Source organism: Citrobacter sp. H12-3-2 (assembly GCF_009649895.1).
Taxonomy (GTDB): domain Bacteria; phylum Pseudomonadota; class Gammaproteobacteria; order Enterobacterales; family Enterobacteriaceae; genus Citrobacter; species Citrobacter portucalensis.
The window spans coordinates 1,567,783-1,593,567 of sequence record NZ_CP045837.1 but is presented as its reverse complement, the minus strand read 5'-3'; the positions used below and the strand labels follow the sequence as shown (position 1 = coordinate 1,593,567).

The following is a 25,785-nucleotide window of genomic DNA, read 5'->3' as shown; positions in this document are numbered from 1 at the left end:
TTACTTATCTTCAGACAGTCGTAACAGACGTTCCCATTCATCACAGATGTACTGTCTGGCATCAATTACCTTAATGACACGGGATTTATCGCGGTTAATACAATACTGTGCATCCTTCAGCGGTGAAAGGAGATCGCCGGGCTTAATCCGCTCAGATGATTGCGCCTGGGCAAGCATCTTGAGCGAACCACCGCTATCGCAAAGTACGATATAGAGCCTCCCTGCTTTTTTGTGACAGCAGGTCTTCTTCACATGCCATTCCATAGCGCACCTATTGTTAATAAATTTCACAATAGGTTACACATTAGCTCATAAACAAAAGGACAATAGCTGCGGAATCACAGAAATGAGAAATGTAATTAATGTTTTCTTAATGTTAACGATGAAGCGCTTACCCAATCCGACAACGCACGGCGCGAAATTTTAATTCCTCCTGCTTTGAGCTCGGGCGGCAATGTCAGCCAACATACCGGTTGTTGAAAGCGGGCCAGCTTATCGTTTACCCACTCAGCCAGATTAGTTTCTCCAGCATTAGCGTCATACTCAATGACCGCCACCGGGCGATGGCCAAACTCTTTGTCTTCAATTGGTACAATAAAGGCCTGCAGAACCTGCGGATGCGCTGCAATCACGCGTTCCACTTCTTCCGGCTGTATACCTTCCCCGCCGCTAAAAAACAGATTATCCATACGACCGACAATCGTTAACTTGCCGTCCTTTAGCACGCCGCGATCGCGGGTTGCAAACCAGCCTTCCGCGTTCACTAAAGGAATAAGCTGTCCGTTACGCCAGTAACCTTGCGCCATGCTGGCAGCCCGTAACCAGACTTCATCATCAACGATTCTGACTTCTCTGCCTACCAGAGGGGAACCCACATCTGCCAGACCATCCGCCTCTTTCGCACAGACCGTAGAAGCGAATTCCGTTAATCCGTAACCGCACCAACAGCGAATCCCCTGCTCGTGCGCCTGCTCCGTCAACTCAACAGGAATAGCCGCGCCGCCCAGCAGTACCGCTTTGAGCGTGACCGACGTGTTGTTGACCAGCAAGCGCCACAGCTGCGTGGGCACCAGTGAAGCGTGGGTACATCCAGCCAGCATTTGCTCCAGCGGCTGCTTGTCGCGCACGGTCATTCGCGCCCCGGCAAACAACCAGCGCCATAAAATCCCCTGGCCGGAAACATGAAACAGCGGCAATGAAAGCAGCCAGTCATCTTCAGCGCCAAACGGCATTAATGACAGCACCCCCTGCGCGCTTGCCAGATGCGCCTGACAGGTGTGAACCGCCGCTTTCGGCAATCCGGTAGAACCTGAAGTTAACGTCATCGTGCTCAAACGTTCAGGCAACCAGGCCGCGGCGCGATCGCCTGGTAACGACCGCATCTGTAACGGACTGAGTTCCGGAAGTGCGATAGCGGCCTCCAGATCCAGCGCAAAACGTAGCGTTAAGTCCGGGATCAGCGCATCAAGCAGCGGCTGAGGCAACTGTGGGTTCACAGGTAAAACCCGCGCCCCACATTGCAGCAGCGCGAGCCAGGCCAGCAAAGCGCGCGGATGATTCCAGGCGCGAAGCAGAACACCATCGCCCTCTTCCACGCCCTGAGCAGCAAAACCGCAGGCCAGATGATCTACACGTGTGCAGAGATCGCTCCAGCTTAATACCTCATCGTTGAGGCGTAAGGCTAGCGCCTTCGCACGAACCTGTTGCCAGTGACGCCAAGGCCAGTCACTGAACTGCACCAGGCCCGATAAGCTCACGCTATCGGGCATTTCCTGCTGGGTCATAGCAGACGTTCCAGCGCATCAACGTCGATACACGGCAACGTGCTACCCGGCCAGGTGCGTACCTGCTGGCACTGCATCAGACTCAGAGTATCCAGACCCGGAATGGTCTGCGGCGTTAACCAGGCGGCAATTCTCGCCAGCTGGGTTAAGCCCAGACTCGACTCGATTGACGAACTGATAACGGCAGTAAGACCAAGCGCATGCGCCGCAGCCACCTGTTCACGGACTTTATCGAGACTGCCAGTCAGCGTAGGTTTGATAACCACGGCCCTGACGCCCTCTTCGGCCTCGAAGGTGAAATCCGCTTCACGCAGACTTTCATCCCAGGCGATGGCAATGCCGGTTTCACGCGCGAAGGCACGAGAATCATCGCGGGTTTTGCACGGCTCTTCGAGGAAGGCAATGCGTCCACGATATTCCGGATTAACGTATTTCGCGAACTGCTGTGCTTTCAACGGCGTCCAGGCCCGGTTGGCGTCAAGTCGCAAATGCAGCTCCGGGATCGCCTCAAGCAGCAGATTGGCTACCATGCCGTCGCGGACCGCTTCATACAGACCGACCTTGATCTTCGCCACTTTTTCGCCCGGCATATCCGCCAGTTGTAGCACCAGATCGTCAGGATCGCCCGTGCACAGCGGCGCAGCACGATAGTCCGCGTCCTGTGGCAATACGCCAGCCAGTTCGGCCAGCGCACAGCTTACGCCAAAGGCGACCGAAGGCAGTTGCGGTAAGGAGTCATCCCCTTGCAACCAGCCTTTCACCCAGGCCAGCAACTCGGTTTGTGCCTCTTCCCAGCTTTCCTGACTGAAGCCCGGCAGTGGGGAAATTTCTCCCCACCCTTCGCGCTCGCCGTCACAAAGACAAACGTACAGCCCGTCACGCGTTTTTAACCGCCTGTCGCGCAGAATCACCCCCGCGTCCATGGGGATCTGCCAGCGGTATACCTGCGCGCTACGCATTACGGATTCCGTTTGAATTTGCTGAAATCAGGCTGACGTTTTTGGTTAAAGGCGTTACGGCCTTCCTGACCTTCTTCCGTCATGTAGAACAGCATAGTGGCGTTACCTGCCAGCTCCTGCAGACCAGCCTGACCATCACAGTCGGCGTTCAGTGCGGCTTTCAGGCAGCGCAGCGCCATTGGGCTGTTTTGCAGCATTTCACGGCACCAGCGTACGGTCTCTTTTTCCAGATCCGCCAGCGGAACCACGGTGTTGACCAGACCCATATCCAGCGCCTGTTTCGCATCGTACTGACGGCACAGGAACCAGATTTCACGCGCTTTTTTCTGACCGACGATGCGCGCCATGTAGGAAGCGCCCCAACCGCCGTCGAAAGAACCGACTTTCGGGCCGGTCTGACCAAAGATGGCGTTTTCAGCTGCAATGGTCAGGTCACACATCATGTGCAGCACATGGCCACCGCCAATGGAGAAACCTGCAACCATCGCTACTACCGGTTTCGGACAGGTACGAATCTGGCGCTGGAAGTCCAGTACGTTCAGGTGATGCACACCGGAGTCATCCTGGTATCCGCCGTAGTCACCACGCACTTTCTGATCGCCGCCTGCGCAGAACGCTTTGTCGCCAGCACCGGTCAGAATAATTACGCCGATGTTGTCATCATAGCGGGCATCCGCCAGCGCCTGGATCATCTCTTTCACGGTGACCGGACGGAAGGCATTGCGTACCTGTGGACGATTAATGGTGATTTTTGCAATACCGTCGGTGGATTTCTCGTAAAGAATGTCGGTATAGCCTTCAGAGCAATCGTGCCATTCTACCGGTGCGTAAAGCATTGTTTCATCAGGATAGATCATAAAATGTCCTATAGTCAGCGACGCAGAATCTGAGCCAGACAATCCACTACGCCCGCGGGGTTGTCCCGATGCGCGTTGTGTCCGGCATTACGAATCACATGGTTTGGTACTAATATTTCCGCCGCCAGAGCGCGGAATTTATCGTCACGTTCACCACATAAATAATAAAACGGAAATGTGCGCGTCGTGAGTTGCGCACGTAAATCAGGCTGTACGGCAAGCGAGGTGGCCTCCAGCATTGCCGCCAGCGTTTGCCCATTATTCTGGCTACGCAGAGCGACCAGCGCCTCTCTTTGTGCCGCGTTCAGCGAGGAAAAAACGGGCTGTTGATACCAGTCATTAAACACCTCACGTAGCGGCTCTGCGCGAAAACGCGCAGCCCAGCGGCCATCCGAGAGACGGCGTTGCACGCGCGCTTCCTCGCTTTGCAAGCCGGGATGTCCGCCTTCAACCACCAGACCACAAAGCCCTGGCATCTCCTGACTGGCCGCCATCATCGCGACTCTGCCGCCAAGAGAGTATCCCACCAGCCAGTAGTTAAGTATGTTGTAACTAAGTAGAGTATTACGCAGCAAAACGCTGACATCACCGAACCCGCTCACGCTGATGTCAGCGGAGCCACCGTGTCCCGGCAGGTCGATGTATAGCCGCGAATAATCCTGAAACGCTTCGCCGACCGTCTGCCATTCCTGGCAATCGCCAGAGAAACCGTGCAGGAAAACCAGCCAGGGAAATCCCGTTTGGCCCTCTTTCGCCTGCGCATGCAGGATCATAGGTGACTTACCTGCGCCAGCAATTGCTGCAAGGTTTGCGCCCCGTCAGTTTCGTTCACCACCAGCTCAATCACCGTGGCCGCAGGTGTACGCCACGCGTTAGTCAACGCGCTCTCCAGCTGCTCCCAGTTTTCCGGGCGCTGGTATTTAAGGTTAAACATGGCGGCAGCATGCTCGAAATGTACGTTCTGCGGCATCAGATAGAACCGTTCGCGTTCGCTGGCTGGTGTCGGCAGCAGGGAAAAAATCTGCCCGCCGTTATTATTGACCACTATCAGGACAAACGGTGCAGAAACCTGGCGCAATAACGCCAGCGCATTCAGGTCATACAATGCAGATAAATCGCCAACAATCGCCAGCGTCGATTTCGCGCTGGCACGCTGTACACCAGCTGCCGTTGACAGCAGGCCGTCAATACCGCTCGCGCCACGGTTGCTATAGACCGGGTAACCAGCCGGAAGCTGCGACAGCGCATCAATCAGGCGTACCACCAGACTGTTACCCACGAACAGCTGCCCCTGCTCCGGCAAGTAGTCACGGATACGGTGGGCTAATTGCGCTTCACCAAACGCCTCACGACGGGCTTCTACCGCCTGCCAGGCCTGTTGCGCCAGACGAGGGATCTCCATACACCAGGGCTGACGTTTCTCCGCCGGATGTAGCTCCAGCCAGTCGCCAACTTTCGCCACCAACCTGCGGCCGCGATGATGGGCCGGATCGAGGCGGCCTTCGATATTATCGACAATCCAGTATTCCTGCGGATCGCAGCTGGCCTGCCATTGCAGCAGACGTTTTCCAGTCAGGCTGCTACCAAGCTGCACCACAATCTGCGCCTGCTGCAATTCAGCTACAGCTTTCGCATTTCCCAGCCACAGGTCGGCACACGGCAGCGGTTGTCCGGTTTGCGACAGAACATCGCCAATCAGCGGCCAGCCTAACGTCTGCGCCCACTGCGCAACCTTCTTACCTTCTTCCGCGCTCATGCGGCCCGCAATGACTACGCCGCGTTTTTGTCGCCAGAAAAACCAGTCGCGTTGTTTGTCGCTTTCCAGCCGACGCGCTTCTCGCAGCCAGGGTTTATCATCCTGCCACCAGTCGCCGAGGCGCTGCTGCCAGGCAATCCCCGTTTCGTCCATATCGCCATACAGCGGTTCCGCAAACGGGCAATTGATATGAACCGCCCCGCTATGCAGTGCAGCTAACGCATTATCAATCGTGGACACCAGCCAGCTTGCCGGAATGTCCTGAGTTGGACGCGGTAAAGAGAGCGTTTGCGATGGATGCGAGGCAAACATTCCGGCCTGACGAATCGCCTGGTTCGCGCCACAGTCGATAAGCTCTGGCGGTCTGTCAGCGGTAAGTAAAATCAGTTTTTCACCGGTCAGGCCCGCTTCAATCAACGCGGGATATAAATTCGCCACCGCGGTACCGGACGTCACAATCACGGCGACAGGTTGACGGCTGACTTTTGCCAGACCTAAAGCCAGATGCCCAAGACCGCGCTCGTCAAAATGGGTGTGGTGGATGAATGCGGGGTTTTCCGCTGCCGCCAGCGTCAATGGTGTAGAACGAGAGCCAGGGGCAATGCAGACATGCCTGACGCCGTGGCGAGTGAGTGCTTCCAGAATGACCGCCGCCCAGCGTCGGTTAAATGCGCTTACTGACATGAGATTGTCCGGTATCAATATTGCGACACAGTATAGAGAATCGAATAAATGGATTTTTGATATGAATCGGAAATATACACGAAATCACTATCCTTCCATCTGTAATAAAGTACGTAACCCTGCCGCTTTATTGTCTATTTCTTGCCATTCCTGCTCAGGATCTGAGCCACGTACAATCCCTGCCCCGGCATACAGGCGTACCACGTTTGCGCTAATTTTCGCCGAACGCAATGACACACAAAACTCGCTTTGGCGCAAAGAAAGATAACCCGCTGAACCGGCATACCACTCGCGTTCAAAGGGTTCATTTTGTTGGATGAATTCACGCGCCAGCTCACGCGGAATACCGGCAACTGCCGCCGTGGGCTGAAGCTGCATCAGGCAAAGCATATCGTCGGCCTGATTCAGTTCCGTCCAGATGCAACGGCGCAGGTGCTGCACTTTACGCAGCCTGAGCACCTGCGGTGGCAGCACATCGAGAGTTTGCGTACAGCCTTGCAGACGCTGGCAAATATCTTCGACCACCAGCATATTCTCGCGCTGGTTTTTATCATCTTTCATTAGCCAGTCGCCCAATTGCCAGGCCCGATGATCCTCAGGGTGATTGGCCACGGTTCCGGCCAGCGCCTCGGTGCGCAGCGCCGTATCACGTCGTCGATACAGACGTTCAGGAGAAGAGCCAAGAAAAGCGGTGTCGGCGGAGAATGCCATAAAGAAATGGTAGCAGTTCAGATTTAAGCGACGGCTGGAAGCCATCACGGCAGCGGCATTAACCGACTGAGAAAACTGTAAGTCGGTCGCCCGCGCCAGCACGACCTTATCGAGGTCTTCTCCTGCGATCGTTTGAGTGGCGAGTTTTATCAGGTCTATCCAGCCAGCTTTCTCCGGCCAGTGCTGTTCTCCCGTCAAATTCAAACGCAATGCAGGGAGCGGTTTTACGGGAGCAAGCGATGAGATGAAGGCGATCGCTTGTGCAGCGTCTTCACGTAGCGACACGTCGCTATAGAGATGTAAGCGTAAGCTCGCCACTCCGGCGCAACGTCGCCACTCCAGCCGCGGCAGCAGTAAATTGCCACGCTGAGGCTCAAAGGCATTCAGGCCCCAGATGCGCAGGTCGGGATGATTATCATGCTGATGTAAAAATTGCTGGGCTGATTCCAGCGAGGAAAATGCGGCGACGGCCCCTAATACGGCGGCTTCTTCATCGCCGTTACGCTGCTGCCAGTAAAACTGGGGCCAGACGGGTTGACTGGCCAGCCATCCTAAAGCGTCAAACGCATCATTCAGTGGGAAAGGTATATCGTAAATACGAATTCCAGGTGCTGCTGGCATCTCTTGCGATAAATGACGCATCAGACTTTCCAGCGCAGTAGTGATTGAATGCACGCGGACCTCTCCCTGTTAAAAACCTCTCATTATACGGGGTACTGAGCAGAAAAAGCAGTACCCCCAGTTAGGGAGTACGTACAAATGCGATGACAGAACGGAATTTATCGCCGCGCTAACAATAATCCCATCACTAAACCGACTGTGGCGCCAACGCCGATTCCGCGCCAGGGTTTTTCGTGCACATAGTCATCCGCCCGACAAACGGCTTTTTTCGCACGGTAATAGTAGCTATCAGAAGCATGGCTGACGCGATTTCTCACCTCTTCTAACGCCCGCTCTGCCCGCGCTTTTAACTCAAGGTATTTTTGATCTGCTGGGTCGCCAGAAGAACGCAGCACCTCTTCCAGCGTTTCACTTAATAATTCCAGATCATCATCGATACGTGATTCATAAGAATGAAAAGACATTATATTCTCCCTTTCTATTGACGTACCCGCTAACTATAGACAACCTGGACTGATTGCGCCTGTTTACGCCTGATGTGCTTCCCGCGCCATTCCGACGTGTGGAATACCATCTTCGTCATAGATATCCGTCACCGGAACAAAGCCAAAGCGTGCATAGAATGATTGCAGATGCGCCTGCGCGCCCAGATACAACGCCTTGTGTGGCCAGTGTTGCGCGCAGGATGCCAGCGTCTGGGCCATTAGCTGTTGCCCCAGTTTTTCACCACGCAGCGCTTCGCTTACAATCACCCGACCAATCACTACCGGCTCCAGCTCGTCATCGCTTTTCAGAATCCTCGCATACGCCACCAGCTCATCGTTATGCCAGCCCAGAATATGCCGATTCTCTCCAGCCAGGTCATCGCCATCCACATCCTGGTACGGACACTGTTGCTCAACTACAAACACCGCGCATCGTAGCTGAAGTAGTGCGTACAGTTGTTGGGTACTCAGCTTTGCATGGTGGAGATCTTGCCAGTGAATCATTGTCTGCCCCTATGTTGTGATAACCTGAACACCCTGCCTTATTGATGGCGAAAAGTGTAACGCAAAGATGGAATTACTATTTTTAGGCACGTCTGCGGGAGTCCCCACGCGCTCACGCAATGTAACGGCAATTTTACTGAATCTGCAACACCCGACTCAGGCGGGGCTGTGGCTTTTTGATTGCGGCGAAGGGACGCAGCATCAGATGCTCACCACGCCTTTCAATCCAGGAAAACTCGATCGTATTTTTATCAGCCATCTGCACGGCGATCACCTGTTTGGTTTACCGGGGCTACTGTGCAGTCGCTCAATGGCCGGCAATGTCCAGCCTCTGACGCTCTACGGGCCAAAAGGGTTGCGAGAGTTTACCGAAACCGCATTGCGTCTGAGCGGCTCCTGGACCGATTATCCGCTGGATATTGTAGAAATCACCCCGGGTGAGATTGTGGATGACGGCTTGCGAAAAGTAACGGCTTACCCGCTGGCGCATCCGCTGGAATGCTACGGTTTTCGCATTCAAGAGCACGACAAACCCGGTGCGCTTGACGCCAATGCCCTGAAGGCAGCAGGTGTAAAAGCGGGCCCGTGGTTTCAGGATTTGAAAGCTGGGAAAACCATCGTGCTGGAAGATGGACGTACGATCCACGGTGCCGACTTCCTCGCCCCGGCCACCAGGGGAAAATCAGTCGCTATTTTCGGTGACACAGGACCCTGCGCGTCCGCCATTGAACTGGCTCGAGGTGTAGATGTCATGGTACACGAAACCACGCTGGACGCTTCAATGGAGGAAAAAGCAAACAGTCGTGGGCACAGCTCAACCCGACAAGCCGCACAGCTGGCGTTGGATGCCGGAGTGGGACGTCTGATAATGACCCACGTTAGCTCACGCTACGATGAAAAAGGCTGTCAGCGATTACTCGCAGAGTGCAAAGCAATATTTCCAGACACGGAACTGGCTCACGATTTCGCCATTTTCACCGTTTAACGCTCTATTTTTCCGCCTCAGTGCCGATAACAGTGGAAAGGCTGGCTTTCACACTGAGGACAGGATGAACAATTTCCAGAAAGATATTGATGACAGGACAAACCTAACCCTGTCTAACCGTTTTGAACTGCTGCTGTTTCGCCTCGGCAAATCTGTTGAGGAGCAGAAATCAGAGCTGTTTGGCATCAACGTATTCAAACTGCGTGAAATCGTGCCGATGCCGACCTTTACGCGTCCGGCGGGTATGAAGGCCCCGTTACTGGGTATGGTTAATATTCGCGATCAGGTGATCCCGGTGATTGACCTGCCCGCCGTCGCGGGCTGTAAGCCAGAGACCGGACTCAACATCCTGTTGATCACAGAATATGCCCGCAGCGTCCAGGCGTTTGCTGTGGAGTCAGTGGAAAACATTATGCGCCTGGACTGGCAACAGGTGCATACCGCCGAGAAAGCCGTTAATGGTCGCTATATCACCAGTATCGCTTGCCTGGACGACAACAAAGAGACCAACAACCTGGCGCTGGTGCTCGACGTTGAGCAGATCCTGTACGACATCGTACCGGCGAACCACGACCTGCGCGCAACCGATCTGAAAACCAATAAATTCAACATCACGCCGGGTGCGGTGGCGATTGTGGCTGATGATTCCAAAGTGGCCCGCGCCATGCTGGAAAAAGGTCTTAACGCCATGGAGATCCCGCATCTGATGCATGTAACAGGTCAGGATGCGTGGGAAAAAATACAGCAGCTTTCCGCAGAAGCGCAGGCGGAGGGCAAGCCTGTCAGTGAGAAGATCGCTCTGGTTCTCACCGATCTCGAAATGCCGGAGATGGACGGTTTTACGCTTACCCGTAAGATAAAAACCGACGAACGTCTGAAGAAAATCCCGGTCGTTATCCACTCTTCGCTTTCCGGTAGCGCGAACGAAGATCACGTTCGCCGTGTAAAAGCGGATGGCTATGTGGCCAAATTCGAAGTCAATGAGCTTTCTTCAGTGATCCAGGAAGTGATGGATCGCACAGCGAAAGGCATCAGCGGTCCGCTGGTGAGCCGTCAGCTATTAAACTGACCGTATTTCACGCATAAAAAAACCCGCCAAGGCGGGTTTTTTCGTTTCTGCATTTCGTTTACATCAGCGGAGTCGCTAACTGCACAATGCTGATCAGCGGTTGCGGGTAAATACCCAGCACCAGTACCAGCAGGGCAGAAATCAGCACTACGATACCGCCCGCGCTGTACTGCCAGTTAGACGGCGCATCACGGTTCAGCTGCTGCGGTGCGCTCAGGTACAGGCTCACGGCAACGCGCAGGTAGTAGTACAAACCAATCGCGGAACCGACCACCACGGCGGCAACCAGCCACCACAGGTTAGCCTGCACACCGACGGCCAGTACATAGAACTTACCGATAAAGCCCAGCGTCATCGGGATACCTGCCAGAGACAGCATCATCACCGTCATCACTGCCGCGAGGATCGGACGATGCCAGAACAGACCACGGTAGGAGAACAGAGAGTCCGCATCCGGGCCGCGGTACGGGCTGGACATCAGGCTGACCACACCGAACGCGCCGAGGCTGCTGAACAGGTAACCGGCCAGGTAAACGCCAACCGCTTCCATCGACATCTCGCCGCTCTGCAGAGCAATAAGCGCCACCAGCAGGTAGCCGAGGTGAGAGATAGAAGAGTAACCGAGCAGACGTTTAATATTGGTCTGGCTCAGCGCCATCAGGTTACCGAAGATGATGGAAGCAAAGGCAATCACGCCCAGTACGATACGTACCGCTTCGCTATCTCCTACCGGTGCGTACAGGAACAGACGCATCACCACGCCGAAGATAGCGATTTTGCTCGCCGTCGCCAGGAAGGTGGAAACCGGAGCAGGAGCGCCCTGGTATACGTCTGGCGTCCACAGGTGGAACGGAACCAGCGAGAGTTTAAAGCCGAGGCCAACAATCATCAGACCGAAGCCCGCCAGCAGCAGCGGTTCGTGCAGCATGCCGTCGCCGAGGCTCTTACCGAGTGCAACAAACGACAGATTACCAGACTGCGCGTACACCAGCGCCATACCGAACAGCAGGAAGGAAGACGCTGCGGCAGACAGAATGGTGTATTTGATACTGGCTTCCAGCGAACGTTTCTGACGGAAGGCATAGCCAACCAGACCAAACAGCGGCAGAGAGATCAGCTCAATACCAAGGAACAGCGCCGCCAGATGGTTAGCGTTAGCCAGCAGAATACCGCCAAGTGCGGCAATCAGCACCAACAGGTAGAACTCTTCCCGGTTGTCATCGTAGCCTTCCAGCCACGGGTAAGCGAAGGTACAGGTGGCAAGACTCGCCAGCAGCACCAGCCCGGTGTAGAGCATGGCGAAACCGTCAACCCGCATCAGCGGGGTGACGTCCATGGCGCCCGCCTGGCCAACAAACCAGAGCGAAACCAGCGCGGCGTTAAGCCCAATGACCGACAGCGTGGCATTGAGGAAGTGATTGCGTCGCCACGCAATGGAGAGCATCACAACCACCACCGTCAAGCCGACGATCAGCAGCGGTAGCAGCGCAATCAGGTGTTGTGGAGTTATTGTCATGGCGATTTACGGCCTTGTAGTAGTAACGGAATTAACAAACCACTGCTGGATGTTGCTCATCGCAGAATGCGAGGTATCCAGAATCGGCTGCGGATAGAAGCCAAGCAGTACCAGAAGCACGACCAGCAACAGGATGATAAACAGCTCACGCAGCGACATCCCTGGCAGTTCAACACTGGCAATCTGGCTCTTCGCTTTACCGAAGTAAGCGCGATGCAGCATCGCCAGCGAGTAAACAGAGGCAAACACCAGACCAAAGGTCGAGATCACGGTAATGACCGGAACCACCTGGTAGCTGCCGAACAGAATCATAAATTCGCCAACGAAATTACCTGTACCCGGCATACCCAGCGTACACACTGCGAAGAACATCGACAGCGCAGGCAACCATTTCATTTTGCCCCACAGGCCGCCCATCATACGCATATCACGCGTGTGCAGACGTTCGTACAGCTGACCACACAGAATGAACAGACCGGCTGCGGACAGACCGTGCGCAATCATCTGGATAACAGCACCCTGGTACGCCAGCTGGCTGCCGGTGTAGATAGCAATCAGTACGAAGCCCATGTGCGATACGGAGGTGTAAGCGATCAGACGTTTGATATCGTACTGATTAAAGGCCATCCACGCGCCGTAGAAGATACCGATAACGCCCAGCCACATTGCGATAGGTGCAAACTCAGCCGACGCGTTCGGGAACAGCGGCAGAGAGAAGCGCAACAGACCGTAAGCCGCGGTTTTCAGCAAGATCCCCGCCAGGTCAACGGAACCTGCGGTCGGCGCCTGGGAGTGCGCATCCGGCAACCAGCCGTGCAGCGGAACTACCGGCATTTTCACCGCGAAGGCAATGAAGAAGCCCAGCATCAGCAGATATTCCACACCGTGGGACATCGGGGTATTCAGCAGCTCTTCATAGTTGAAGGTCCACACACCGGTCGCTTTATAGTGCACAAACACCAGCGCCAGGATGGCAATCAACATCACCAGACCACTCGCCTGGGTATAAATGAAGAACTTGGTCGCCGCCGTGATACGCGTTTTACCGTCAGAGGCTTTATGCCCCCACAACGCGATCAGGAAGTACATCGGCACCAGCATCATTTCCCAGAAGAAGAAGAACAGGAACATGTCGATGGCAAGGAACACGCCGATCACGCCACCTAAGATCCACATCAGGTTCAGATGGAAGAAGCCCTGGTATTTTTCGATTTCATTCCAGGAGCAAAGTACCGCCAGAACACCGAGCAGACCGGTCAGCACTACCATCAGCAGCGACAGACCGTCGATAGCCAGATGAATAGAGATGCCAAAACGTGGGATCCACGGCAGGACAAATTCAGACTGCCACTGCGGAATGCCAGCGGATTGCGTCAGTGAATAGCCGCCCTGCAACCACAGTTGCAGGCCAAGCGCCAGCGTCAATCCCATGGTAATCAGCGCAATCCAGCGCGGCACCTTCACGCCAAAGCGTTCGGTCTGCCAGCACAGGAAGCCACCGATAAAGGGAATTAATATCAACCAGGGTAATAACATAGCTAAGTATGTCCCTTATATTTACTCCTGCTCAGGCTATCTCACTCGTCAGCCCAAATCCCGGCAGTGCTCGCAATCCTCACGTACTTCAGTACGCTCCGGTTGCTCTGCGCTGGCGGTCTCCGGTCTGACTTCGCCGATGACGCCTGTACATCAGGAACAGATTTTCAACGAATTCTAAAAATTATTTTTGGGTTTGTAGGCCGGATAAGCGCAGCGCCATCCGGCAATCGTTCATCCAGCCAACAAACTCAACGCAGTACCATCAACAGTGCCAGCACAACGACGGCGCCGATGCTCATTGATGCAACATACCAGCGCAGATAACCGTTCTCGCTCAACAGCAGGCCTTTACCTGCAAAGCGGGAAAGGATCGCCGGAATGTTCATCATTGAGTTGAGCGGATCGCGTTTCAGCAACCAGGCAACACCCAGGAACGGCTTGACGAACACTTTGTCGTACAGCCAATCGAAGCCCCAGGCGTTATACCACCAGGTACCCAGCAGGCGGCCCGGCGCACTGTTCGCAATCGACGTCACCAGCGTGCGTTTACCCAGCCACAGCCATGCTGCGATCAGGATGCCCGCAATCGCTACGATACCGGAGGTAATTTCCAGCGTCATAACGCGACCATGCTCAAGCTCGGTCGTCGCAGGCAGTACACCCTGCAGCGGCGGCACAATCAGCGCGCCAACGAAGGTGGACAGGATCATCAGCACAATCAGCGGCAGATGATGGGTAATCCCCTTCCCTGCGTGGGCGTGAATTTGTTCTTTACCGTGGAACACGATGAAAATCATACGGAAGGTGTACAGAGAGGTCATGAATGCACCGACCAGACCTGCAACCATCAGATTAATATGACCATTCGCCATTGCACCGGCCAGAATCTCATCCTTACTGAAGAAGCCAGCGGTAATCAGCGGCAGAGCCGACAGCGCCGCGCCACCGATCAGGAAGCAGAGATACACCAGCGGAATTGACTTACGCAGACCGCCCATCTTGAAGATGTTCTGTTCGTGGTGGCAAGCCAGGATAACCGAGCCGGATGCCAGGAACAGCAGCGCTTTAAAGAAGGCGTGCGTCATCAGGTGGAAAATCGCCGCATCCCACGCCTGTACGCCGAGAGCCAGGAACATATAACCAATCTGGCTCATGGTGGAGTACGCAAGAACGCGTTTGATGTCGGTCTGTACCAGCGCAGCAAAACCCGCCAGCACCAGAGTGATCGCACCGATAATCCCCACCAGGTGCAGGATTTCAGGCGTCATCAGGAACAGGCCGTGCGTACGGGCTATCAGGTAGACACCAGCGGTAACCATCGTCGCGGCGTGGATCAATGCGGAGACAGGCGTCGGGCCGGCCATCGCATCAGCAAGCCAGGTCTGCAACGGCAGCTGTGCAGATTTACCGACCGCACCGCCCAACAGCATCAGGGTTGCCCACATCAGCATGTTGTTACCGTCTGCAAAGTGCGCAGGCGCCAGTTCCACCATTTCGCGGAAGTTCAGCGTGCCCAGCTCGTTGTAGAGGATGAACAGCGCGAACGCCAGGAATACGTCACCAACGCGGGTTACCACGAAGGCTTTCATTGCCGCAGCGCCATTCTTCGGATCGGTGTAGTAGAAACCAATCAGCAGATAGGAGCACAGACCCACGCCTTCCCAGCCGAGGTACATCAGCAGCAGGTTATCCGCCAGCACCAGAACCACCATGCTGGCGATAAACAGGTTGGTGTAGGCGAAGAAACGAGAATAGCCCTCTTCTCCGCGCATATACCAGGAGGCGAACATGTGGATCAGGAAACCAACGCCGGTCACCACGGAGAGCATGGTCAGCGACAGGCCGTCCAGCACCAGGTTAAAACCGATGTTGAAGTCACCGACTGACATCCACGTCCACAGCGGCTGGCTGTAAGCCTGCTGGCCATTGGCAAAGAAATCAACGCCAACAAACGCAGTAACCAGCGCAGCCAGACCGATCGACCCGACACCCACGGTAGCGGACAGATTTTCTGACCAACGACCACGAGAAAACGCCAGTAATACAAAGCCAATAAATGGCAGAATAATGGTTAAGGCAAGCATGTTCATCCACGCATCTCACTTACTGAATCGATGTTCAGGTTCTGGCGACGGCGATGAAGTTGCAGCAACAGCGCAAGCCCAATGCTCGCTTCGGCAGCCGCAAGGCTGATGGCGAGAATATACATCACCTGACCATCGGTCTGGCCCCAGTAGCTTCCTGCGACCACAAAGGCCAACGCGGAGGCGTTAATCATGATTTCCAGCCCGATCAGCATAAACAGCAGATTGCGGCGGATAACCAGACCGGTTAAGCCCAGCACGAATAAGATCGCAGCGAGGATCAGTCCATGTTGTAAGGGGATCATGCGTGCTCCTCCGTTTTTCTTTTCGCGCGGTCATCGGTGCGATTGCTCAGCACTTCACCTGAACGCTCTTCGCGCCCCACGTGGAAGGCCACAACCAGACCCGCCAGCAGCAGCATCGAAGCCAGTTCAACCGCCAGTACATACGGTCCGAACAGGGAAATACCGACTGCTTTCGCGCTAATTGGCGTGCCGTCGATGCCCTGATCGTTAACGCCCAGAATGGCGTAAACAATAACCACCAGCATAATAGCTGACAGAATCGCCGGACCAATCCACACCTGCGGTTTCAGCCACTGACGTTCCTGTTCAATTTCAGAACCACCAAGGTTGAGCATCATCACCACGAACACGAACAGCACCATGATGGCGCCCGCGTAGACGATAATTTCCAGCGCACCGGCGAAGTAAGCGCCTAACGAGAAGAACACCCCAGAAATCGCCAGCAGCGAAATAATCAGGTACAGCAACGCGTGTACCGGATTGGTGTGGGTGATCACCCGCAAGGTTGCGAGAATGGCTATCAGGCCACAGATATAAAAAGCGAACTCCATTGCCCCTCTCCTTACGGTAACAGGCTCTTGACGTCGATAGGCTTAGCTTCGTTCTCTGCTTCGCCCTTATCTTTGCCGTCGATTGCCATACCTGCCATCCGGTAGAAGTTATATTCCGGGTATTTGCCCGGACCGGAGATCAGCAGATCCTCTTTCTCGTAAACCAGGTCCTGGCGCTTGTACTCACCCAGCTCGAAATCTGGAGTCAGCTGAATAGCCGTAGTCGGACAGGCTTCTTCGCACAGGCCGCAGAAAATGCAGCGTGAGAAGTTAATGCGGAAAAACTCCGGATACCAGCGGCCGTCTTTGGTCTCTGCTTTTTGCAGAGAAATACAGCCTACCGGACACGCTACCGCACACAGGTTACAGGCAACGCAGCGCTCTTCACCGTCTGGATCACGAGTCAGAACGATACGACCACGAAAACGGGGCGGTAGATAGACCGGCTCTTCCGGATACATCTGCGTTTCGCGTTTCGCGAACGCATGCAGGCCGATCATCCAGATACTGCGTACCTGGGTGCCGAAACCTACGAACAATTCTTTTAAGGTCATGGTCTTTGTGTCCCTTATTGCGCCTGCCAGAGAATGACAGCCGCCGTTACCAGCAAGTTGACGAGCGTCAGCGGCAGACAGACTTTCCAGCCGAAGGACATTACCTGGTCATAACGAGGACGCGGTAACGACGCACGAATCAAAATGAACATCATCATGAAGAACGCGGTTTTCAGCGCGAACCAGACGAATGGCGGTAAGAACGGGCCATGCCAGCCACCGAAGAACAGGGTAACCATCAGTGCAGAAATGGTGACGATACCGATGTATTCACCCACGAAGAACAAACCGAATTTCATACCGGAATATTCAATGTGGTAACCGTCGGCCAGTTCCTGCTCGGCTTCTGGCTGGTCAAACGGGTGACGGTGGCACACTGCCACGCCCGCGATGGCAAAGGTGACAAAACCAAAGAACTGCGGAATAACGTTCCAGATATCAGCCTGGTTGTTGACGATGTCGGTCATGTTAAATGAACCGGCCTGCGCCACCACGCCCATCAGGGAAAGCCCGAGGAACACTTCGTAACTCAGCGTCTGCGCAGACGCACGCATCGCACCGAGCAGGGAGTATTTGTTGTTACTGGACCAGCCGGCGAACAGCACCGCGTATACCGCGAGGCCCGCCATCATCAGGAAGAACAGGATCCCGATGTTCAGGTCAGCAACCACCCAGTTCGGACTCACCGGCACGATGGCGAAAGCCAGCAGCAGCGAGGTGAAGGCGATCATCGGTGCCAGGGTAAAGATGACGCGATCCGAGAATTTCGGGATCCAGTCTTCTTTAAAGAACATCTTGATCATGTCCGCAACCAGCTGGAGCGAACCGCCCCAGCCAACACGGTTCGGTCCGTAACGGTTCTGGAACAGACCCAGCAGACGACGTTCGCCAAAGCTCATGAATGCCCCGCAGGTGACCACCACCAGCAGGATCACGACCGCTTTGAGAATGCTCAGCAGGATCTCAATCAGATCGGGTGTAATCCAACTCATTGTTGTGCCTCCTGCAGATCCTCAAGACGCGCACCTGCCAGAACCGGCGCGATGCCAGGCATACCCATCGGCAAACCAACCTGCCCTGCCGTTAATCCTTCAGCGATTTCAACCGGCAGCGTAACCGTGTTGCCATCGTAGCTGAAAGAAACGCGCGTACCGGCATTAACACCCAACTTCGCGGCATCAGCCGGGTTGAGTTTGATGTACGGCTGCGGCATACGGGTCTGGAAGACCGGCGCACGCTGGGACATTTCGTCGCTGCCGAACAGATGGTAGTACGGCGCGATACGCCACTGCCCATCCTGAGCCTGGAAGCTCGCCGGAACGGTAGTGAAGTAATCCATACCATCTGCAGAAGCTTCGATCAGACGCACGCCCGGATCGCCATGACGCAGTTTACCGCCCACTTCATCCTGGAACTTGTTCCACGCCTGTGGGGAGTTCCAGCCCGGAGCCCAGGCAAACGGAATTTGTGAACGCGGCGCAGACGGTTGGTTGTTCCCTTCCATAGAGAAGGCGAACATTGTGTCTTTGTCCTGCGGCTGGCGCGGTTCGTGTACGCTGATGTTGGCGCGCATTGCGGTACGACCGCTGTAGCGGTGCGGTTCACGAGCCAATTTCTGTCCACGGATACGGAAGCTTGCGTCCGGCGCGGCATCTTTGATACCCGCCAGTTGCGGCAGCTGCTCAACGACCGCGTCGATAACGTGGTCGAGCTGCGTCCAGTCCACTTCGCGGCTCTGCACGGTGCTGTGCAGCGAGTGCAGCCAGCGCCAGCTTTCCAGCATCACGGTGTTACTGTCGTAGTAGGACGGGTCGTAGACCTGGAAGAAACGCTGAGCGCGGCCTTCGTTGTTAATCACCGTACCATCGCTTTCGGCGAAGCTTGCGGCGGAAAGCACCAGATGGGCGTTTTCCATAATTGCCGTACGCTGATGGTCAATGACCAGTACCAGCGGCGCTTTCGCCAGCGCTGCGTTCACACGCGTTGCTGAAGCATGGCGATGCAGGTCATTCTCCAGCACCACAACGGCGTCAGCACGACCTGTTTCCAGCTCGGTCAGCGCATCGTCAAGGGAACCACCGCCAATCATACCCAGGCCCATGCTGTTAACAGAGCGAGCAATCATGGTGATGCCGACGTCTGCGCCACGGCCTTTCAGCGCCTTCGCCACGTTGGCAGCCGCCTGAATCACTTCGGCGCTACCGGCGTTGGTGCCGGAAATAATCAGTGGTTTCTTCGCCCCGGCCAGTGCCTGAACGATAACGTCAATTTTGTTTTGCAGGTCACGGTCGATACCGTCAACCGCCGGAGCGTTGTTATCCAGCGCATGAGCGATAGCGAAACCTAAACGCGCCTGATCTTCAACCGGTGCACGATAGGTCCATGCGGCGATGTCATCCAGACGGGTGTTATCGACGTTGGTAACGAACAGCGGGTGCTTAGCACGCTGGCCGATGTTAAGGATTGCTGCGATCTGCCAGTCAGCCACTTTCTGTGCCGCCGCCATTTCACGCGCTTTACCTTTCACCGCCTGACGCACTGCCAGCGCAACGCGTGCGCCGGTCTGGGTGACATCTTCGCCCAGCACCAGAACCGCATCATAAGATTCGATTTCGCGCAGTGCCGGAGTATGAATCCCGCCGTCACGCAGCACGCTCAGTGCCAGTTGCAGACGTTCCTGCTCGCCCTGGGCGATACCGGTATAGAAGTTATCCGCACCCACCAGTTCACGCAGCGCGAAGTTACTTTCAACGCTGGCGCGCGGGGAGCCGATACCAATTACTTTCTTCGACTGACGCAGAATATCTGCCGCGCCCTGCATCGCCTGCTCGGCGTTGAGCGTGATCAGGTCATCGCCACGACGCTGTACTGGCTGACGCGGACGGTCTTTCAGGTTCACGTAACCATAGCCAAAACGACCACGGTCGCAGAGGAAGTAGTGGTTAACGGTACCGTTATAACGGTTTTCGATACGACGCAGTTCACCGTAGCGTTCGCCCGGGCTGGTGTTACAGCCGATGGAACACTGCTGGCAGATGCTCGGCGCAAACTGCATGTCCCATTTACGGTTATAACGCTCGGAGTGCGTTTTATCAGTGAAGACGCCGGTCGGGCAAATTTCTACCAGGTTACCAGAGAACTCGCTTTCGAGCGTACCGTCTTCCGGGCGACCGAAGTAGACGTTGTCATGTGCGCCATAGACACCCAGATCCGCGCCATCGGCGTAATCTTTGTAGTAACGTACGCAGCGATAGCAGGCGATGCAGCGGTTCATTTCGTGAGAGATGAACGGCCCCAGGTCCTGGTTACGGTGAGTACGCTTCGTGAAGCGGTAGCGACGGAAGCTGTGACCGGTCATGACGGTCATATCCTGCAGGTGGCAGTTGCCGCCCTCTTCACAGACCGGACAGTCGTGCGGGTGGTTAGTCATCAACCACTCCACGACGCTTTCGCGGAACTGTTTCGCTTCTTCGTCATCAATAGAAATAAAGGTGCCTTCGGTGGCCGGTGTCATACAAGACATCACCAGGCGACCACGCGTGTCTTCCGCGTTTTGATATTGCTTCACCGCACACTGGCGGCAAGCACCGACGCTTCCCAGCGCCGGGTGCCAGCAAAAGTACGGAATATCAAGGCCGAGAGACAGACAAGCTTCCAGCAGGTTGTCCGCTCCGTTGACCTCATATTCTTTGCCGTCTACATGAATCGTAGCCATAGTCAGCATGCTTCCAGTTGGCTCGGTCGTAACCGAGCGTTAATCGAATTTCTTATCGCGACACAGGGCTAACCCTGTAATCACCAGCGCTCTTTCAACAGGTTCGGCTGAATACCACCAATCTGATGGGTATTGCTGAAGGACTGCTTGATGCCAGCTTCGAATTCTTCGCGGAAATATTTAATGGCGCTCTGCAGCGGTTCCACTGCGCCCGGTGCGTGTGCACAGAAGGTTTTACCCGGGCCGAGGAAACGACACAATTGCTCAAGTGTCTCGATATCCCCTGGCTGGCCTTCGCCACGCTCCAGCGCGCGCAGAATTTTCACACTCCACGGCAGACCGTCACGGCACGGCGTACACCAGCCGCAAGACTCGCGGGCAAAGAACTCTTCGAGGTTACGCACCAAAGGAACCATGCCAATCTCGTGATCGACAGCCATGGCCAGCGCGGTGCCCAGACGGCTACCTGCTTTACCAATGCTTTCGAATTCCATCGGCAGATCGAGGTGTGCTTCGGTCAGGAAGTCAGTCCCTGCGCCGCCTGGCTGCCAGGCTTTGAACTTCAGTCCATCGCGCATGCCACCCGCGTAATCTTCGAGGATCTCACGCGCGGTAGTACCGAAAGGCAGTTCCCACAGGCCAGGATTCTTCACGCGACCAGAGAAGCCCATCAGCTTGGTGCCCGCATCTTTGCTCTTCGAAATGTTCTGGTACCACTCCACGCCGTTCGCGAGGATAGCCGGTACGTTACACAGGGTTTCGACGTTGTTTACGCAGGTCGGTTTGCCCCATGCGCCAGAGCTTGCCGGGAACGGCGGCTTGGAACGTGGGTTAGCACGGCGACCTTCGAGGGAGTTGATCAGCGCGGTTTCTTCACCGCAGATGTAACGCCCTGCCCCAGTGTGGACAAACAGTTCGAAGTCGAAACCGGTGCCCATGATGTTTTTGCCAAGCAGACCGGCTTCGGTCGCTTCGGCGATCGCGCGACGCAGATGCACGGCTGCTTCGATATATTCACCGCGCAGGAAGATGTAACCACGGTACGCTTTCAGCGCAAACGCGGAAATCAGCATGCCTTCCACCAGCAGGTGCGGCAGCTGTTCCATCAGCAGACGGTCTTTATAGGTGCCCGGCTCCATTTCATCGGCGTTACACAGCAGGTAACGGATGTTCATGGATTCGTCTTTCGGCATCAGGCTCCACTTCAGACCGGTGGAAAAGCCCGCGCCGCCGCGCCCTTTCAGGCCAGCGTCTTTTACCTGATTAACGATTTCGTCCGGTGACAGCCCGGTCAGGGCCTTACGCGCACCTTCGTAGCCGTTCTTGCTACGGTATTCGTCCAGCCAGACCGGCTGTTTGTCATCACGCAGACGCCAGGTCAGCGGATGGGTTTCGGGAGTACGGATAATGTCTTTCATTTATACCGCTCCAGTAGTTCGGGAATGCCTTCCGGGGTCAGGTGAGCATGAGTATCTTCATCGATCATCATGTTTGGCCCTTTATCGCAGTTCCCCAGGCAACAGGTCGGCAGCAGCGTAAAGCGACCATCAAAGGTCGTCTGCCCCGGCTTGATGTTGAGTTTTTTCTCAAGCGCGGCCTGGATCCCCTGGTAGCCGTTGATATGGCACACCACGCTGTCGCAATAGCGGATCACGTGGCGACCTACCGGCTGGCGGAAGATCTGGCTATAAAACGTAGCAACACCTTCTACGTCGCTTGCCGGAATACCCAGCACATCAGCGATCGCATAGATCGCCCCATCCGGCACCCAGCCACGCTGTTTCTGAACGATTTTCAGCGCTTCAATGGACGCCGCACGCGGGTCTTCGTAGTGGTGCTTCTCGTGTTCAATCGCTTCACGCTCAGCCGCACTCAGCTCAAAAGCCTCGGTTTGTGGTTGTTGATTCTCGTGCATAATTAGCGGTCCACATCTGACATAACAAAATCGATACTACCCAGATGGACGATTAAGTCGGACACCAGGCTGCCACGTACCGCTACCGGGATCTGCTGCAGGTGCGCATAGCTCGGGGTACGGATACGGGTACGGTAACTCATGGTGCTGCCATCGCTGGTCAGGTAGTAACTGTTGATACCCTTGGTCGCTTCCACCATCTGGAAGGACTCGTTTGCCGGCATAACCGGACCCCACGAAACCTGCAGGAAGTGGGTGATAAGGGTTTCGATATGTTGCAGCGTGCGCTCTTTCGGCGGCGGCGTCGTCAGCGGGTGATCCGCTTTGAACGGGCCTTCCGGCATGTTATTGAGGCACTGCTCAAGGATGCGCAGACTCTGGCGCAGCTCTTCAACTTTCAGCATCACGCGGGTATAGCAGTCAGAAACGCCGCCGCCAACCGGGACTTCAAAGTCAAAGTTTTCGTAGCCAGAGTACGGACGCGCTTTACGCACGTCGAAATCAATACCGGTCGCGCGCAGCGCAGCACCAGTACAACCCCAGTCCAGCGCTTCTTTCTTACCGTAAGCGGCAACGCCCTGCGAACGGCCTTTCAGGATGGTGTTACGCAGTGCGGCTTTCTCGTAAGAATCCAGACGTTTTGGCATCCAGTCAAGGAAGTCACGCAGCAGCTTGTCCCAACCGCGCGGCAGATCGTGTGCCACACCGCCGATACGGAACCAGGCCGGGTGCATACGGAAACCGGTGATCGCTTCCACCACGTCATAGATTTTCTGACGGTCGGTAAAGGCGAAGAATACCGGGGTCATCGCGCCGACGTCCTGAATGAACGTGGAGATGTACAGCAGGTGGCTGTTGATACGGAACAGTTCGGACAACATCACGCGAATCACGTTGACGCGATCCGGCGTGGTGATACCAGCCAGCTTCTCAACGGCCAGAACGTAAGGCATTTCGTTTACGCAGCCGCCGAGGTACTCAATACGGTCGGTGTACGGAATGTAGCTGTGCCAGGACTGACGTTCACCCATCTTTTCAGCGCCACGGTGGTGGTAGCCGATGTCAGGTACGCAGTCGACGATTTCTTCGCCATCAAGCTGCAGCACAATACGGAAAGCACCGTGAGAAGACGGGTGGTTAGGACCGAGGTTGAGGAACATGAAGTCTTCGTTTTCGGTGCTACGCTTCATACCCCAATCTTCTGGTTTGAAGGTCAGCGCTTCCATTTCCAGATCCTGTTTGGCTTTAGTCAGCTCAAACGGATCGAATTCGGTCGCACGCGCCGGGTAGTCTTTACGCAGCGGATGACCTTCCCAGGTATGCGGCATCAACAGACGCGTCAGGTGCGGGTGACCTTCGATATCGATGCCAAACATTTCCCAGGTTTCACGCTCATACCAGTTGGCGTTCGGAAACAGTTTGGTGAAAGTCGGTACGCGCAGATCGTTTTCAGACAAAGCCACCTTGAGCATGATATCGCGATTGCGTTCAATGGAGATCAGGTGATAGAAAACGGAAAAATCCGCGGCAGGTAACCCTTCGCGGTGCGTACGCAGACGTTCGTCCATGCCGTGTAAGTCAAACAGCATGACGTAAGGTTTCGGCAGTCTCTTTAAGAAATCGCCAACTTCCAGTAATTGTTCACGCTTGACCCAAACAACGGGTACCCCGGTGCGAGTCGCCTGAACGGTAAAGGCATCCGGCCCAAAACGGTTGCGCAGTTCGCCAATGACCGGGTCATCAAGGTGATCCCGTGTTTGCCATACGGCGTCTTGCGCGGTTAAGTCGGTCATATTGTTCACCATTGCAAATGGTCCGTGGTGGTCGGCAGTGCTTCGCGCTATTTATGTAGTGATAAGCGAAGGAAGTGCTGCTGCCGACAGGCGCAAATTAAATCTCGTCTGGTGTACGAAGATTCGTTACAGCAATACGTTCGCCGCGTTTACGCTCGCGTTCTGACTGCATATTGGCGCGATAAACGCCCTGATCGCCAACCACCCAGGAGAGCGGACGGCGTTCTTTGCCAATGGAATCTTGCAGCAGCATCAGAGCCTGCATATACGCTTCTGGGCGCGGCGGACATCCCGGGATGTACACATCGACCGGAATAAATTTATCAACGCCCTGCACCACAGAATAGATGTCGTACATACCGCCGGAGTTGGCGCATGCGCCCATGGAAATAACCCATTTCGGTTCCAGCATCTGATCGTAGAGGCGCTGAATAACTGGCGCCATTTTGGTAAAGCAGGTTCCGGCTACGACCATCAGGTCAGCCTGACGCGGCGATGCACGCAGTACTTCCGCACCAAAACGGGCCACATCGTGCACGGCGGTAAACGAGGTCACCATCTCAACGTAGCAGCAGGAAAGGCCAAAGTTATATGGCCAAATTGAGTTTTTACGGCCCCAGTTAACCATGTCATGCAGTTTGCCCATGAACACGTTTTTGTTAACTTCTTGTTCCAGGGGGTCGGTTACGATCTCCTGTTTTTGCAGGGGGTAACGGTCGTTCTCACCGTTAGGATCTATGCGGGTGAGCGTATAATCCATCTTAATGCCTCGCGGTTAGCGTTGACGATTAGCGATACTGTTCGTTTCCGGGTTCATACGCTCGCGGCGTGAACGCGCGGGCGTCCAGTCCAGCGCGCCAATACGCACCAGATAAACCAGACCTGCCAGTAACACAAAAATAAAAATTGCAGCTTCCACAAAGCCAATCCAACCGCTTTCACGGATAGAAGTTGACCATGCGAACAGATACAGCGCTTCAACGTCGAAGATAACGAAGAACATGGCTACCAGATAAAACTTGGCAGACAGGCGCAGGCGGGCGGTGCCGACCGAGTCGATACCTGATTCAAACGGCACGTTTTTAGATCTCGCGCGTGCGCGACCCCCTAAAAACCAGCCGCCGACGAGCATCAGGCAGCACAGACCAATGGCAACGATAAGAAAGATAGCGAATGCCCAGTGATGAGCGATGATTTCAGTGGATGTTGACATACTCATTGCTTACTCATCAAAAGTAGCGCCAAATTCTCTGCTCTTTTCGGCAGATGAACGCCACATCGATTCATGGGGAGGAATAAAAAAAACCTTACAATCACTGTGAAAAATCATTTTATACAGCTAATTGATGGGGTTTTTTACTCCTTTCTATAACCTTTTGTCAACTTTAACAAAAGTTT

24 protein-coding genes are annotated in these 25,785 nt (G+C 55.1%); 2 read left to right on the top strand and 22 right to left on the bottom strand.

What is annotated here, in order from left to right; all coding sequences use genetic code 11:
* The 9 genes from pmrD to GHC22_RS07505 form a co-directional block, all read right to left on the bottom strand.
* Entirely contained in the window at positions 1–264 is a 264-nt protein-coding gene (gene pmrD / locus GHC22_RS07545) for a signal transduction protein PmrD (RefSeq protein WP_079934570.1), read from the bottom strand.
* Positions 265–359: 95 nt separating this feature from the next.
* Entirely contained in the window at positions 360–1,784 is a 1,425-nt protein-coding gene (gene menE, locus GHC22_RS07540; protein ID WP_153752579.1) for an o-succinylbenzoate--CoA ligase, read from the bottom strand.
* The gene (gene menC / locus GHC22_RS07535) at positions 1,781–2,743 is read right to left on the bottom strand and encodes an o-succinylbenzoate synthase (protein WP_032944069.1); all 963 of its coding nucleotides are present in this window, start codon (positions 2,741–2,743) and stop codon (positions 1,781–1,783) included. The genes menE and menC overlap by 4 nt, the downstream gene beginning before the upstream one ends.
* Positions 2,743–3,600 (bottom strand): 1,4-dihydroxy-2-naphthoyl-CoA synthase, encoded by an 858-nt coding sequence (gene menB / locus GHC22_RS07530; protein ID WP_003027671.1) that lies wholly within the window; start codon positions 3,598–3,600, stop codon positions 2,743–2,745. Before menB ends, menC begins: the two co-directional genes overlap by 1 nt.
* A gap of 14 nt (positions 3,601–3,614) precedes the next feature.
* Complete coding sequence (gene menH / locus GHC22_RS07525; protein WP_153752577.1) at positions 3,615–4,373, bottom strand: 2-succinyl-6-hydroxy-2,4-cyclohexadiene-1-carboxylate synthase; 759 nt, start codon at positions 4,371–4,373, stop codon at positions 3,615–3,617.
* Positions 4,370–6,040 (bottom strand): 2-succinyl-5-enolpyruvyl-6-hydroxy-3-cyclohexene-1-carboxylic-acid synthase, encoded by a 1,671-nt coding sequence (menD, locus tag GHC22_RS07520; RefSeq protein ID WP_060683502.1) that lies wholly within the window; start codon positions 6,038–6,040, stop codon positions 4,370–4,372. Before menD ends, menH begins: the two co-directional genes overlap by 4 nt.
* Positions 6,041–6,127: 87 nt before the next feature.
* A complete protein-coding gene (gene menF / locus GHC22_RS07515) occupies positions 6,128–7,426 on the bottom strand; it encodes an isochorismate synthase MenF (protein ID WP_032944075.1) in 1,299 nt (432 codons plus the stop codon).
* Positions 7,427–7,530: 104 nt separating this feature from the next.
* Positions 7,531–7,836, bottom strand: a complete 306-nt coding sequence (gene elaB / locus GHC22_RS07510) for a stress response protein ElaB (RefSeq protein ID WP_003027683.1) — start codon at positions 7,834–7,836, stop codon at positions 7,531–7,533.
* A gap of 63 nt (positions 7,837–7,899) precedes the next feature.
* Entirely contained in the window at positions 7,900–8,361 is a 462-nt protein-coding gene (locus GHC22_RS07505; RefSeq protein ID WP_008785342.1) for a GNAT family N-acetyltransferase, read from the bottom strand.
* Between the two features lie 67 nt (positions 8,362–8,428).
* Here GHC22_RS07505 and rbn point away from each other — a divergent pair, with 67 nt between their 5' ends.
* Positions 8,429–9,346: a ribonuclease BN gene (rbn, locus tag GHC22_RS07500; RefSeq protein ID WP_008785343.1), complete on the top strand. Its 918-nt coding sequence runs from the start codon at positions 8,429–8,431 to the stop codon at positions 9,344–9,346.
* Positions 9,347–9,410: 64 nt separating this feature from the next.
* Entirely contained in the window at positions 9,411–10,415 is a 1,005-nt protein-coding gene (locus GHC22_RS07495) for a chemotaxis protein (RefSeq protein WP_008785344.1), read from the top strand.
* A 58-nt stretch (positions 10,416–10,473) separates the two neighbouring features.
* Here GHC22_RS07495 and nuoN read toward each other — a convergent pair whose 3' ends face one another.
* The 13 genes from nuoN to nuoA all read right to left on the bottom strand — a co-directional run bounded on the left by nuoN (position 10,474) and on the right by nuoA (position 25,606).
* Positions 10,474–11,931: an NADH-quinone oxidoreductase subunit NuoN gene (gene nuoN / locus GHC22_RS07490; protein ID WP_003027689.1), complete on the bottom strand. Its 1,458-nt coding sequence runs from the start codon at positions 11,929–11,931 to the stop codon at positions 10,474–10,476.
* 6 nt (positions 11,932–11,937) lie between these two features.
* Positions 11,938–13,467, bottom strand: a complete 1,530-nt coding sequence (gene nuoM, locus GHC22_RS07485; protein ID WP_003027692.1) for an NADH-quinone oxidoreductase subunit M — start codon at positions 13,465–13,467, stop codon at positions 11,938–11,940.
* Positions 13,468–13,718: 251 nt separating this feature from the next.
* Complete coding sequence (nuoL, locus tag GHC22_RS07480; protein WP_003834744.1) at positions 13,719–15,560, bottom strand: NADH-quinone oxidoreductase subunit L; 1,842 nt, start codon at positions 15,558–15,560, stop codon at positions 13,719–13,721.
* Positions 15,557–15,859, bottom strand: coding sequence for an NADH-quinone oxidoreductase subunit NuoK (nuoK, locus tag GHC22_RS07475; RefSeq protein ID WP_000612644.1), 303 nt, complete (start codon positions 15,857–15,859; stop codon positions 15,557–15,559). The genes nuoL and nuoK overlap by 4 nt, the downstream gene beginning before the upstream one ends.
* The gene (nuoJ, locus tag GHC22_RS07470) at positions 15,856–16,410 is read right to left on the bottom strand and encodes an NADH-quinone oxidoreductase subunit J (RefSeq protein WP_003028059.1); all 555 of its coding nucleotides are present in this window, start codon (positions 16,408–16,410) and stop codon (positions 15,856–15,858) included. The genes nuoK and nuoJ overlap by 4 nt, the downstream gene beginning before the upstream one ends.
* An 11-nt stretch (positions 16,411–16,421) precedes the next feature.
* Complete coding sequence (gene nuoI, locus GHC22_RS07465) at positions 16,422–16,964, bottom strand: NADH-quinone oxidoreductase subunit NuoI (protein WP_003028062.1); 543 nt, start codon at positions 16,962–16,964, stop codon at positions 16,422–16,424.
* Positions 16,965–16,978: 14 nt separating this feature from the next.
* Positions 16,979–17,956: an NADH-quinone oxidoreductase subunit NuoH gene (gene nuoH / locus GHC22_RS07460; protein ID WP_003028063.1), complete on the bottom strand. Its 978-nt coding sequence runs from the start codon at positions 17,954–17,956 to the stop codon at positions 16,979–16,981.
* Entirely contained in the window at positions 17,953–20,679 is a 2,727-nt protein-coding gene (nuoG, locus tag GHC22_RS07455) for an NADH-quinone oxidoreductase subunit NuoG (RefSeq protein WP_071445283.1), read from the bottom strand. The genes nuoH and nuoG overlap by 4 nt, the downstream gene beginning before the upstream one ends.
* Before the next feature lie 80 nt (positions 20,680–20,759).
* The gene (gene nuoF, locus GHC22_RS07450) at positions 20,760–22,097 is read right to left on the bottom strand and encodes an NADH-quinone oxidoreductase subunit NuoF (protein WP_003834753.1); all 1,338 of its coding nucleotides are present in this window, start codon (positions 22,095–22,097) and stop codon (positions 20,760–20,762) included.
* Entirely contained in the window at positions 22,094–22,594 is a 501-nt protein-coding gene (gene nuoE / locus GHC22_RS07445; RefSeq protein WP_003028069.1) for an NADH-quinone oxidoreductase subunit NuoE, read from the bottom strand. Before nuoE ends, nuoF begins: the two co-directional genes overlap by 4 nt.
* A gap of 2 nt (positions 22,595–22,596) precedes the next feature.
* Entirely contained in the window at positions 22,597–24,399 is a 1,803-nt protein-coding gene (gene nuoC / locus GHC22_RS07440; RefSeq protein WP_003834757.1) for an NADH-quinone oxidoreductase subunit C/D, read from the bottom strand.
* Positions 24,400–24,484: 85 nt separating this feature from the next.
* On the bottom strand, positions 24,485–25,147 hold the full coding sequence (gene nuoB / locus GHC22_RS07435; protein WP_003028075.1) for an NADH-quinone oxidoreductase subunit NuoB: 663 nt from the start codon (positions 25,145–25,147) through the stop codon (positions 24,485–24,487).
* A gap of 15 nt (positions 25,148–25,162) precedes the next feature.
* A complete protein-coding gene (gene nuoA, locus GHC22_RS07430) occupies positions 25,163–25,606 on the bottom strand; it encodes an NADH-quinone oxidoreductase subunit NuoA (RefSeq protein ID WP_003028077.1) in 444 nt (147 codons plus the stop codon).
* Positions 25,607–25,785: the final 179 nt, after the last annotated feature.